We start from the raw sequence: 11,883 nt of genomic DNA, 5'->3' as shown, positions 1-11,883 counted from the left end.
CTCTGTCGGACACCGAGATGACCATAGAAGCCTGGAAGTTGAAATCCGATCTCCAATATGGCGTCTTTCGACGCTTGTGCTGGCTCGGTTTGCTCTATGAGGCACGAGAGGGGCTCACGCTCTTCCAGGACGGATCCTTCCACAAGACGCCACTTTGGCCCGCCTGCCTGCAATTGGAATCAGATACGCAGAGCGACATCGGCGTGCATTGACGCTCGTTATTCCGCCACTGGTTGCCTCAATAACGCTTTCTCGCGTCGCGCAATCACCGSCGGATCATTCATGAAATCCGTCCTCGGCCCCGGCTTGCGGCCACGCTTCTGGTAGCCGTTGGCTGTGCTGCCGTCGCGAATGCCGAACATATGATCCKTCTGGCCGGTGCGTCGGGGGCCGCTCTTGCTGCGCTGCTGTTCGCGCCCGGCCTGCAACTCGGCGACGATCGACAGCATGTCGTCCAGCCGCTTGTTGTCGACGACYTCSGMWCGATGCACCGAKCGCARCKTGTCGAAGGTYCTGTAGGGYAGGGWAAAGCTCTCGTGCATGATCTCGAGCCGTCCGTCCGGATAGTCGCAGACAATCACCTTCTGGCCTGCCAATGGCCTGGAAATCTCGGTCGGATCGAGAATGAACAGCACCTTGTCGTAACGCAGCGTCAGGGATTGCGATAGCGTGCGCACTTCCTTGCGGCACATGGCACCATCGAGGTTCTCATGGTCAGCCAGCGGTCGGTGCATGTCCTTCGGATTGCGTGGTTGCTTGCTGAACCGCGAATTGAAATCCGCAATAAACTCAGGCGCATAGGCATTGGCAGCTTCGATCGTATCGATGCCGCGAAGTCGCATCTCCTTGACCAGCCGATCCTGCAATGTCTGGTTGGCACGTTCGACCCGACCCTTGGCCTGCGGGGTGTTGGCACAGATGATGTCGATATTGAGTTCATAGAGCGCCCGTCCGAACTGCGTCAGGCCGCTTGTCCGGTCTTTCTTCGACGCATGGAGCGAGCGGAAAACGCCGTGCTTGTCGCTGTAGAAGGCCAGCGGCTTGCCCCATTGCTGCAGATAGGCCTTCGTCGCATGCAGATAGTCGAACGTRTTCTCCGACCCGGCAAAGCGMAGATGTAAGAGCTTGCCGGTGGCGTCATCRATATAGACGAGCAGGGCGCATTTGGGGCCGCGGTCCTCGAACCACCAGTGATGCGAMCCATCGATCTGCACCAGTTCGCCAAAGCAGTCACGCCGGCCGCGTGGCTGGAAAACCCGTTTCTTGCGTTCCCGACGCGAGATCCAGATGCCGGCCTCGGTCATCCATTGCCGCAGTGTTTCCTTGGCGACCGCGATCCGGTGCAGTTCGATCAGCTTCTCGCGCGCAAGTGTGGGACCGAAATCCAGATATCGCTTGCGGATCAGGTCCAGCGCCGCATTGCGAAACTCCTCGCTGTGGCGCCGGTTGCTTGGCCGTGCTCGCTTCTTTGAACAAGACCGGCTGGACCATCCCGGTCATAGGCCTGCAGCAACCGATGGACCTGGCTTCGACTGAGGTCGAGCAGTTCAGCAGCCTGGACAACGCTCAGGCGTTCGTCACGGATCTTCTGGATGACTTCGAGGCGATGTAATTCTTTCTGCGACATGGTGATCATAAAGGACATGACGACTCCGACCGCTCGTGGTCTTGACCAGGCTGAAGGTCGTCATCCTTGCTCCCAACGTTGGCTTTGACCAGTGCGTCGAGAGGCGAGACTGTCGCATCTCTAACTGGCCCAACTGTCGCATTACTAAATAGCCGCTACAACAAATGGTCACATAATGTGAATTATGGAACTTTTAGGTTAACTCTAACCACATCCCAGTCCGGTGCTCAGTTGACCGGCAGGCATACCGTTGTCGATGGTCCAAACCATCGTGAACGGCATCCGAAGCTCAGTAGACGGCTTGTCCTTCGGGCCTATCGAGCCAACACGTACGCCCGTTACGACTGCAGTGCTACCGAACCGTTGGACGTTCACGTCTTCGGCGCGGAGCTTGATCACCGCATCCGTTTGAACAGCGCCTCAAACGCCGCAGGCTTCAGGAGGTGAACCGAAGGTGCCGACGGGCCGATCTCGGTGACTCCGGCAGCAGGGATGTAGCGAAGGGCGCAAGCCAGATCCCGTGCAGTCATACGTGCGTAGAGGTCAACCGCGGCAGAAGCGACATCGACATCAGCGGCCGCCCTGCCCGCCGTCGAGGTCACCAGTGCCACCGCAGCCAACACGACGCCGGCGTCGCGCCGAGAGATGGTTCCGTTTATTTGGCGACCTCGAAGCCAGCGGCCTTGAGCGCAGCGGCAGCCACGTCGTGGTCTTGCTGGGCGGTGCCACCAGAGATGCCGATGCCGCCGACCACACGACCGTCCGCTACGATGGGAACACCGCCGCCTACCGGCATGAGGCGCGGATGGTTGGCCAACGGAGCCGTGGCCGGCTGAGCGACGACCTGGTTCCAGATCATCGTGTCCAGACCGAAGGAGGTGGCAGTCCAAGCCTTGTTGATGGCCACTTCGGCGGCCAGGAAAGGTGTGGCGTCGGCACGCTCGAAGGCGATCAGGTGGCCGCCTTCGTCGGTGACCGCAATGGCCAGATTCAGTCCGATCTTGGTGGCCGCGTCGCGTGCAGCGACGGCCAGCGCCAGCGCACTGTCGCGCGTGATGGAAGCCTTGGTTTGGACTTGAGTAGCGTTGCTTTGAGCCATGATGAGTTTCCTTGAGATAAAGTTGACGGAGGGGTGAAAGAACTGAAGTTGTGCGCCTGGGTGATGAGGTGCGCTCGAAATCAGAAGCCTTCGAGCACGATCTTGCCCACGGCCTTGCCGCTTTCGATCAGCGCATGCGCGCGGGTCAGGTTTTCCGCATTGATGCGGCCGAAGACGGCGTTAGCGGTCGTCTTGACGCGGCCGGAGTCGACCAGGTCAGCCACGCGCCCCAGCAGAACGCCCTGTTCTTGCATGTCAGGCGTCTCAAACATCGAGCGCGTGAACATCAGCTCCCAGTGCAGCGACAGCGACTTGCTCTTGAGCGCGAGCGGATCCAGCCCTTCCATGTCGTCAATGACAGCCAGCGCGCCCTGCGGCTTCAGGCATTGGATGATCTCTTGGTAGTGCATGCCCGTCTGCGTGAGCGAGGCCACGTAGTCAACTTGTTCAATGCCGGCCGAGCGCAGCGCCTGCGACAGCGGCTTGGAGTGATCGATGACCGTGTGCGCGCCCAGATCCAGGCACCATTCACGCGACTCCGGACGCGACGCCGTGGCGATCACGCGCAGCTTGGTCAGCTGCCGGGCCAGCTGGATCAGGATCGAGCCCACGCCGCCGGCGCCGCCCACCACCATCAGCGTCTGGCCTTCGCCACCGCCTTGGGCAATGCGCAGCCGATCGAACAGCAGCTCCCACGCGGTGATGGCCGTCAGCGGCAGCGCCGCGGCTTGCACATCCGAAAGCGACTGGGGCGCCTTGGAGACGATGCGCGCGTCCACCGCATGCAGCTCGCTGTTGGCGCCTGGGCGCTTGATAGAGCCGGCGTACCAGACGCGGTCACCGACCGCAAAGCCAGTGGCCTGCGCCCCGACGGCCTCGACCACGCCGGCTGCGTCCCAGCCAAGTACCTTGACTTCGCCGGCGGCCGGCGCGCTACCGGCGCGCACCTTGGTGTCGACCGGATTGACCGAGATCGCATGCACACGCACCAGCAGGTCACGCGCACCGGGCACCGGCGCGGGCAGTTCCACATCCTCGAGCGCCTTGGGCGCGTCGATAGGCAGATTCTTGTGATAACCAACAGCTTTCACGGCACTCTTTCCTTCCAGGGTTTAAGTGATGTACATGGAAGGCAACTTAGGTAACATTCCTGCCCTTGATAAGACGGCCTTCCGATGTTTCACTTTCAAACCAGAATTGAAAATGTTGGCGACCTCCAGGTGCTGCTGCACACGGTCAGCGGAGGGTCATTGACTGCAGCTGCTCGGGCACTCGGCATCACGCCATCGGCGGCCAGCGCAACACTCAAGCGGCTCGAGACTCAGCTGGGCACGCGGCTCTTCGAACGCTCCACACGTGCAATGCGGCTTACGCCGGGAGGTCAAATCCTTCTGGAGTACGCCCAGCGCGCGTTCGAGCTGCTCGCAGAGGGGGAATCCCAGCTCGATGCCGAACGCGGCGCCCTGGTGGGCACCGTGCGTGTCTCGGCACCGTCGGACCTTGCTCGGACCGTGCTGATGCCATTGCTTGATGAGTTCTTGCACCTTCACCCGGGGGTGAAACTGGCACTCAATGTCGGCGACCGCGTACTCGACGTGCTACGAGACGAGGTGGACCTGGCTATTCGGTACGGCGAGTTGAGCGACTCTCGCCTCGTGGCCCGTCTGCTTTCGCTTGAACACTCCGTCCTCAGCGCTTCTCCCGACTATTTGAGTCGTCGCGGCACGCCACGTACGCCAACAGACTTGGTGGACCACAACTGCATCTCGTTCCTTCGCGGTGGGCGCACGTTCAGCTCGTGGCGCTTCGGTCAGAACGGCCAATGGACCACGGTAAGGGTCAGGGGCGACCGGGTCGTGGATGACGCCTCGCTGGCACGCGAATGGGCAGTTTCGGGAGCCGGAATCATCTTCATGACGGAGATCGAACAACGGCGTGATCTGCAAAGCGGCAATCTGGTGCGGCTACTGACTGAATGGGAGACAGATCCGTATCCGTTGCATGCTCTCTTACCTAGCGGGCGCTTCGTCCCCAATCGCGTTCGCGCGCTCGTGGACTTCATCGCTGGGCGCTTTGCTGAACTCCGGCTATCAAACCCCGAGCACTGAAGAAGGCACCCGCCAGTCCGAGTTGATCCTTACCTAGGTTTTCTGTTCCGCGGCTACTCAGACCCGCCCTACCATCTGCGGCCGGCGTCCAATAGCTGTTGGGCGGTTGAAGTTCGCCATGCTGCCGACCTCGACCTTGCCCCATGCGACCTTCAACCCCAAATTCGCCGCCATCGGCATCAACTCTGAGCTCACGGATATCACGTGGTTGCGTGCGTATCTCGATACCGACCAGGAGCGGAATTGGCGATCGGCCTTTCCTTGTCGGTTCCGTTCATCTCCAGAATTTGGTGGAAAGGCATGTCATCGCTCATTGTCGGCTTCTGATCGCCTCTTAGCGATGATCGTCACCACTATGCAGCAGCTGTTGTATGAGCGCGGCACAGCGGTTCGATCCTGCCGCTACACAATCGCTGTCAAAGCCCCTACCCCTGTCCGCGCTTAGCGGCCGGCTTCCCGGGCCGCCCGGTCGATGAGGTCGGCCACCTCGGATGGATGAGACAGGAGAGACATGTGGCTGGATTTCAGCGAAACAATCTGTGCTCCGATATGGCCCGCAAGCCACCTTTGCACACCGATCGGGAGCGCATTGTCGTCCTCGGTCAGCAGATACCATGTCGGTTTGTCGAGCCAGGCCGCGTGACCAATCTTCTCTGCAAAAGCGCCGGCGGCTATAGGCTGTTGCGCCGCAGCGAGTACACGGACCTTATCGGCTGCTACGTCTGCTGCCATCACATGGCGATAGGCATCAGGGTCGTCAAGCCATACTAGTCCGGACTGATCCGGTTTGAGACCCTCCATCGGCGCGTTCCGTTTTTTCAGCAGTTCGACAACCGACTCGCCGCTGTCCGGCACCAAGGCCGAGAGATAGACAATCGCCTTGACCTTCTCTGCGTTGCCGGCTTCCGTCACCACCGCGCCTGCCCATGAATGTCCGACAAGGATAGTGCCACCGTCCTGGCGTTCAAGGACCCGGCGCGTCGCGGCAACATCGTCCCTAAGGGAGGTCAGGGGATTTTGCACAGCCGTGACGTGATAGCCTTTGCCCTGGAGAGCCGTGATGACCTCGGACCAGCTCGACCCGTCGGTGAAGGCGCCATGCACGAGGACGATGTTGCGGATGACCGGAATATCGCCTGCCGCATATCCGGGCCGCGATTGCAATGCCGGAACGATGGCGACGATAGCTGCCGCCAGCCAGCTCACCCAGTTCACTCGAGAAACAGGCGAATGTGTTGCCTGTCGTTCCGGGTACACGGCAAAGCCGCTTGCACGTTCTATCCCAACGATTGTTGCCATGGCAGTTTTCCAAAGTCCTATTGTGGATTGCAGGATAATGCTTTGCTCATTTTCTCACTAGCTGGCGAAATCGCCATTGTTCGCGTAAATTTCGCCAACAACAGATTTAGAACTATGGACCCGCAAAATGCTTATTGTTGTCCTCGCGCTCGACGGCGGCGTTGCCTCCGCGGTAAACGGCTTGGCAGATATGTTCTGGATCGCGGAACGAGCCCAGTCTTCCTCAGGCAACCATCCTGACCACGGCGTTCAAGAGAATATCCCGCCGCTTGACGTGCGCATCGTCAGCGTGGATGGAAACGCGATTGTCGACGCGCGTGGGCGCCGCCTGGAGGTCGATGCCGCCATCGCCGACGTGGAGCGCTGCGACGCCGCGCTCGTGCCGGGCATGGCGCTCGATGCCGATGGCTTGCCGCCGCGCTCCCCTGCAACACGACGGGCAAGTGAATGGCTAAGGCAGCAGTATGCCCGGGGCGCGTTGATTGGCGGCTCCTGCGCCGGTGTTTTCGTGCTTGGCGATGCCGGATTGCTGGACAAGCGACCCTGCACGACAACCTGGTGGCTTCACAACGAGTTGAAGCGGCGCTTTCCTGACGCAGACGTCCTATGGGCAGCAGCACTACAGGATCAGGATGCCGTCATGACGGTTGGCGGTCCCGTCTCCTGGATACATCTGGCCTTGCACACCATTCGCCGTTTGATCGGCATCGAAGCCTCCCGCCTCGTCGCCGATTTCTCGGTGATCGACGGTGATCCTAGGCCGCAGACGATCTTTGCACCGCGAGACTTCATGCATACAGGCGACCCATTCCTCCTGGCCGCAGAGCAAGTCGTACGCCAAGCGCCTCTCGGCTTTACGGCAGTGGATTTGGCCAATTCCCTGTCCACCAGCGGGCGGACACTGCACCGCCGCTTCCATGCCCTCACCGGAGAATCGCCAAAGGCTTTCATCACGCGCATCCGCATCGAGACGGCCCGCACCCTTTTGGAAAAGCCGGGAGCGAGTGTGAAGGCCGCGGCACGCTTGAGCGGTTATGGCGATGACGCCTCTTTTCGCCGCGCCTTCACGCGGCAGATGGGGTTGACGCCAACTGATTTCCGCCAAAGGGCGAAGAGCCGCCGGGATCGGGCTGGATTGGGCAAGTAACTGGCCGAAGAGAACCCTTCAGCCGCACAGCCCTTCAATCTTTCAACAATCGCGTTATCAATGCCTCGAACACAAGCACGTTGGTTGGCTCGATCAGGGCAGGATCATCCCCTCGCGTAAACAGGACGAGCACGCCGTTCGACCCGGCCCAGATCGCGCGGGCCGCCGTATCGATGTTGGTTGTCAATCGTCCTCCGTCCGCGAGGCGCTCGACGGCCCTACGCATCATGACGAAGTCTTCCTGAGTGGTGCTGGCGTCGGCGCGCATGTGCTCCGCGACGAGCCGGAACAGCATCGGCCGTTGGACCGCGAAATCGATCCAACTGTTCCACCCTCGTTTCAGATCGGACAACGCGTCTGAAGTCTGTCGATGGACTCGCTTTTGCACCATGAACGCGTTCGGTCCTCCCAGGGATCGGGCGGAAGCCATCCTCTTGCTCCGCGAAGCCGTCGAGAGTGGTGTCAACCATATCGACACGAGCGACAACTATGGCCCGCACGTAACGAACCAGATCATCAAGGAAGCGCTCCGACCCTATAACGACGTGCTCATCGCCATCTAGATTGGCGCCACGAGGGGTGTGGCGGGATCCTGGGACAAGGCGTCGTCACGAGACGACCTGACATCCGCCGTACACGACAACCTCAGGAACCTTGGGCAAAATGTGTTGGAGGTGGTAACCATGCGAGCCATGTTAGACGCCTTCGGCCCGGCCGAAGGCTCGCTTGAGGAGCCGCTCACGGTGTTGGCCGACCTTCAGCGCCAGGGTCTCATCAAGCATATCGGTCTGTCGAACGTCACGGTCAAGCAGGTTGCCGAGGCCAGAAAGATTGTCGATGTCGTCCGTGTCCAGAACATGTACAACGTCGCCCACCGCGACGACGATGCACTGATCGATCAACTTGCCGCGCACGGCACGGCCTACGTGCCCTTCTTCCCGCTCGGCCAACTCTCGCCTGTGCAATTGGCTGCCGTTTCCAGCGTTGCGGAACGGGTGGAAGCGACACCCATGCAGGTCGCCCTTGCCTATCTCCTGCAAAGGTCCCTAACATCCCGCTGATCTCGGAAACGTCTTCCCGCACCCATCTTCGCCAGAATCTCGCTGCGGCCGACGTGCGATTGTCGATCGACGATCTCGCCGACCTTGACCTGATCGCAGGGCGCTCCGAGTAGCGCGGACGGGCCAACCGAGGGCTTCGGCGTACTGAATAGGGCGGCGGCGGTCATGTCTTCGTGCCTGCCGGATCTGTCGGGCTGCCGGATCGATCGAACAGGGAGCGTCGCCTTGACTTTCGCTGTGCAGAGAATGGTGAGGATGTGCGCAATTCACATAGCGATCGACACCGTTATTTCACGCCAGGTGGCCATGGTGGCGTTTCGCACTTTACAATGTTCAGCAGTGCTCGTCCGATTTCTGTTGAAGATGGAAGAGGTTGGCCATCGCGTCGGTATGCGCATCGCTACCACCCCTGCCAAATCTGCAGCTCACTCCCTGGCCGTCAAGTGAATGGTGAAGAAGCACAGATGGGGGCCGGAACAAGGACAGTGCAAAATCCGTGTTGTTTTGAACTCAAATGCCCCTTTGGATTGCCTCAATGTCTGATGCGGTGAGAGAAACGTTTCAGCTAATTCAGGCAACCTATTGAATCTATGGAGCGTCTTCATTTTGCATGCGCGCATATTTGTGCTGCCCCCACGATTTTCGAGGTGACCATCGCTACATACCCTGACTGTGCCGGCCGAGTGCCGGAACGAACAACAAGCGGAGACATCCGATGAGCGCCGAAGTCCATGAAATGTTGATCCTGAGCACTGCTCATTTGTCGGACCTGGGGCCTGACTTTCATTCGAAGGCGAGAGGGCCCCAGGGTCATCTCTCGGTTAAGCCCGGCCGAAAGTTCCGCGAGCGCAATTGTAATCCGGATGCACAGTTCGCAATGAGGGTTCGTTCTCAGAGTTAATCAAGGATCGAAAACGGGTCACCGATCAGGGCAATAACTGTTGTAGAGTCTCCTGAATCGGCCAACCGTACTGTCTGCAGAGGAGCTTCGTCATGCAATCACTCACAATGGCCGTTATAATCGGCGGAGCAGTCGCCGGAATTCTGGATATCGGTGCGGCTGCGGCAATAAACAGGGTTGATCCAAAGCGGATCCTGCGCATCGTCGCGAGCGGCATCCTCGGTCACGGCGCAATGACGGGGGCGGACGCACCATATCTCGGATTTTTTCTCCAGGTTGCCATGGGCATCTTTATCGCGGCGATCTACGCAGTCGCCAGCCTTTGGATTCCGCTTCTCGCGAGCATGTGGATGATGGGTGGGTTGGCTTACGGCATCGCGATCTTCTTTGTCATGACCTACGTCGTCGTGCCTCTCTCAGCAGCTCCGAGGCGCCCCCCTGCCTTGCTCAGCAAGCATTCCAAGGACATGCTGGCAATGCTTGGCTTCGGACTAATCGTCGCCTATGCGGTTTACATTGCTACGCTCTAGCCTCCGTCTGCTCAGGATGACAATCTCGTAGCTCGTTATCTTTGGGAGCATTGCGGGACGCGCTTACAAAGAGGATCTCACCTGGGATCTTACTTCATCCGCGATGGGGTGCAGAAATTCGGCTGGGCCTGATCCTATCAAACTGAGGCGGCTGATTTGGGGTAGGACCGTTTCGCCATAGGTTCTTCCTTCTTGTTGCACGGGGGTAGACAACCGAAGTGTCTGCTTATTCCATCGGCAGCGAAGAAATCTTAGGCCAGCCCAGTTTCGGAATAAGGTTGTCCGCGAAATAGCAAGCCATTCATGCCGGACGGTGCGGTTGTAGCGCTCGGCATAGGCATTCTGTTGCGGCTTGCCGGGTTGGATGTGATTTAAGGCAATGCCCTGGTTCTCAGCCCATTCCATCAGCTTGGCGCTGACATATTCCGGGCGGTTGTCGACACGGACGGCGAAGGGTTTGCCCCCCATTCGATGATCTGGTTGAGGCTACGGATGACACGCTCGGCGAGCATCGAGAATTCGACTTCGATGCCCAATCCCTCTCGGTTCGAATCGTTCAGAACATTCAACAGCCGAAATTGTCTGCCGTCCGCCGACCCGCAGACATAACTTCAGACTATTGATTTCGAGGGCCGGACGAAGATGTTCGTCTCGCTATTCCAGATACGGCGTCAGCACATTTTCGATCCATTTCATGAATGCGCGGACTCGACGCGACAGATTGCTCCGATGTGCGACGACGAGGGACACTGCGATCGCCCGGCGACGAAAATCGGGCATGATCTCGACAAGCGCTCCACTCTCCAAGTATTGGCCAATCCCCAAGAGTGGCGCCTGAATCAGGCCAAGGCCCGCGAGGGCAGCGGCGTCGTAGGTCTGGGCGCTGTTGACGTGCAACGCACCTGGCAACTGAAGCGTCGCGTAGCTGTCGCCGTCCGGATATTCCCATCCATGGGGTCTTGTGCCCAGCATCGTCGAAAAATGAACTGTCCGATGTTCTTGACGCTGGAGATCTTCCAGCGATCGAGGGACGCCATAGCGCGCCAGATAGGCAGGACTGGCAGCGTTGACCATGCGCAACAAGCCCAGTGGGCGGGCAATCAGCGTCTCGTCCCCGATGGGACCAAGTCGCAATACGCAGTCAAACCCCTCTTGAACCAGATCAACTTGGCGATCTGTACTCGACACCTCCAGCTCCAACCCAGGATAAGTCGCCATGAAATCCGGCAAGGCGGGCACAATCGTTGTGCGCGCCACCTCGGTGGGAAGATCGACCCGTAAACGCCCGCGGAGTGCGACGCGATCGCCTGCGAACATTGAATGTAAGTCATCGACTTCAGCAAGCAGATCGCGGGCACGGGCATGAAATGCGCGTCCGTCCTCCGTCAGCTGCACGCTGCGGGTCGTCCGGTGCAGGAGCCTAACACCGAGATCTTCTTCCAGCTTCCGGACCGCCGTTGAGGCCCTCCCCTTTTGTATGCCCAGGCTTTCGGCCGCGCGGGTGAAGCTCCCCATTTCCGCGACCGTTACGAATATGAGGATGGGTTCGAGCTTCTGCATTTTCGTGTCTCGGTATTGTTGACCACAGAGAGAACAGTACGTTCCTCTTGTCGCTGTTTATCATATCCCAGAGACACAGTAGCTTCGAAATTGAATGACGCCATCGGAGAACGACAAATGTCCGAAACTATAAACCAGCATCAGGTGCCTAAAACTATGACCTTAAATCGCGCCCTGTGGGCCGGCCGGATAATGAGCGCATTTGTCGTTATCGCTCTGGTGGCAGACGGCACTATCCAGCTTTTCGCACCGGCACAGATCGCGAGCATGTTGCAGGAAACCGGGTTCGCGATGAACCTGACGCGTATCGTGGGTCCGATCATACTCGCCTGCGCCATCCTTTACGCCATTCCGACCACCGCCGTCCTCGGCGCGATCCTGGTGACGGGCTTTCTGGGAGGTGCGATCTGCGCCCATGTCCGCGTCGGTGAGTTGGGGTCGCCGCCGGAAATCATTTCCCTGCTTCTGGGCGTGCTGACATGGGGCGGCCTCTATCTGCGCGATCCCCGTATCCGGGCCATTCTACCGCTCATCCATTGAACCAACAGGGG

The 11,883-nt window shown here is 59.5% G+C and carries 10 protein-coding genes and 4 pseudogenes; 6 read left to right on the top strand and 8 right to left on the bottom strand.

Annotated elements, in window-relative coordinates; translation table 11 throughout:
* Positions 1 to 212 (top strand): annotated as a pseudogene (locus AB4Z52_RS27220) (hypothetical protein); the annotation flags it as partial.
* A 6-nt stretch (positions 213 to 218) separates the two neighbouring features.
* Here AB4Z52_RS27220 and AB4Z52_RS27215 read toward each other — a convergent pair.
* The 4 genes and pseudogenes from AB4Z52_RS27215 to AB4Z52_RS27200 all read right to left on the bottom strand — a co-directional run bounded on the left by AB4Z52_RS27215 (position 219) and on the right by AB4Z52_RS27200 (position 3,817).
* A pseudogene (locus tag AB4Z52_RS27215) lies at positions 219 to 1,645 on the bottom strand (ISNCY family transposase).
* Between the two features lie 377 nt (positions 1,646 to 2,022).
* Positions 2,023 to 2,247 carry a hypothetical protein gene (locus AB4Z52_RS27210; protein WP_442221007.1) on the bottom strand — a complete coding sequence of 75 codons (225 nt, stop codon included), beginning with the start codon at positions 2,245 to 2,247 and terminating at the stop codon, positions 2,023 to 2,025.
* 35 nt (positions 2,248 to 2,282) lie between these two features.
* On the bottom strand, positions 2,283 to 2,726 hold the full coding sequence (locus AB4Z52_RS27205; RefSeq protein WP_442221006.1) for a GlcG/HbpS family heme-binding protein: 444 nt from the start codon (positions 2,724 to 2,726) through the stop codon (positions 2,283 to 2,285).
* Positions 2,727 to 2,806: 80 nt separating this feature from the next.
* Positions 2,807 to 3,817: a zinc-binding alcohol dehydrogenase family protein gene (locus AB4Z52_RS27200; protein ID WP_442221005.1), complete on the bottom strand. Its 1,011-nt coding sequence runs from the start codon at positions 3,815 to 3,817 to the stop codon at positions 2,807 to 2,809.
* 84 nt (positions 3,818 to 3,901) lie between these two features.
* On the opposite strand from AB4Z52_RS27200, the gene AB4Z52_RS27195 reads away from it, so the two are divergent.
* Positions 3,902 to 4,834, top strand: a complete 933-nt coding sequence (locus AB4Z52_RS27195) for a LysR substrate-binding domain-containing protein (RefSeq protein ID WP_442221004.1) — start codon at positions 3,902 to 3,904, stop codon at positions 4,832 to 4,834.
* A 441-nt stretch (positions 4,835 to 5,275) separates the two neighbouring features.
* Here AB4Z52_RS27195 and AB4Z52_RS27190 read toward each other — a convergent pair whose 3' ends face one another.
* A complete protein-coding gene (locus tag AB4Z52_RS27190) occupies positions 5,276 to 6,133 on the bottom strand; it encodes an alpha/beta fold hydrolase (RefSeq protein WP_442221003.1) in 858 nt (285 codons plus the stop codon).
* Positions 6,134 to 6,260: 127 nt separating this feature from the next.
* Here AB4Z52_RS27190 and AB4Z52_RS27185 point away from each other — a divergent pair, with 127 nt between their 5' ends.
* Positions 6,261 to 7,280: a GlxA family transcriptional regulator gene (locus AB4Z52_RS27185; RefSeq protein WP_442221002.1), complete on the top strand. Its 1,020-nt coding sequence runs from the start codon at positions 6,261 to 6,263 to the stop codon at positions 7,278 to 7,280.
* Positions 7,281 to 7,314: 34 nt separating this feature from the next.
* On the opposite strand, the gene AB4Z52_RS27180 is transcribed toward AB4Z52_RS27185, so the two are convergent.
* The gene (locus AB4Z52_RS27180) at positions 7,315 to 7,671 is read right to left on the bottom strand and encodes a hypothetical protein (protein WP_442221001.1); all 357 of its coding nucleotides are present in this window, start codon (positions 7,669 to 7,671) and stop codon (positions 7,315 to 7,317) included.
* On the opposite strand from AB4Z52_RS27180, the pseudogene AB4Z52_RS27175 reads away from it, so the two are divergent.
* Positions 7,670 to 8,454: pseudogene (locus tag AB4Z52_RS27175) on the top strand (oxidoreductase). The gene AB4Z52_RS27180 and the pseudogene AB4Z52_RS27175 overlap by 2 nt on opposite strands.
* An 880-nt stretch (positions 8,455 to 9,334) precedes the next feature.
* On the top strand, positions 9,335 to 9,772 hold the full coding sequence (locus AB4Z52_RS27170; protein WP_442221000.1) for a hypothetical protein: 438 nt from the start codon (positions 9,335 to 9,337) through the stop codon (positions 9,770 to 9,772).
* A gap of 294 nt (positions 9,773 to 10,066) precedes the next feature.
* On the opposite strand, the pseudogene AB4Z52_RS27165 reads toward AB4Z52_RS27170, so the two are convergent.
* Together AB4Z52_RS27165 and AB4Z52_RS27160 are read right to left on the bottom strand one after the other, a co-directional pair.
* Positions 10,067 to 10,365: pseudogene (locus AB4Z52_RS27165) on the bottom strand (DDE-type integrase/transposase/recombinase); the annotation flags it as partial.
* A 61-nt stretch (positions 10,366 to 10,426) separates the two neighbouring features.
* Positions 10,427 to 11,332 (bottom strand): LysR family transcriptional regulator, encoded by a 906-nt coding sequence (locus AB4Z52_RS27160; RefSeq protein WP_442220999.1) that lies wholly within the window; start codon positions 11,330 to 11,332, stop codon positions 10,427 to 10,429.
* A gap of 117 nt (positions 11,333 to 11,449) precedes the next feature.
* Here AB4Z52_RS27160 and AB4Z52_RS27155 point away from each other — a divergent pair, with 117 nt between their 5' ends.
* On the top strand, positions 11,450 to 11,872 hold the full coding sequence (locus AB4Z52_RS27155; RefSeq protein WP_442220998.1) for a DoxX family protein: 423 nt from the start codon (positions 11,450 to 11,452) through the stop codon (positions 11,870 to 11,872).
* Positions 11,873 to 11,883 lie beyond the last annotated feature (11 nt).

This window comes from Rhizobium sp. 2YAF20 (assembly GCF_052114685.1).
Classification (GTDB): Bacteria; Pseudomonadota; Alphaproteobacteria; order Rhizobiales; family Rhizobiaceae; genus Rhizobium.
Note: the sequence above shows the minus strand (reverse complement) of the source record. Positions and strands in the feature narration are given on the sequence as shown.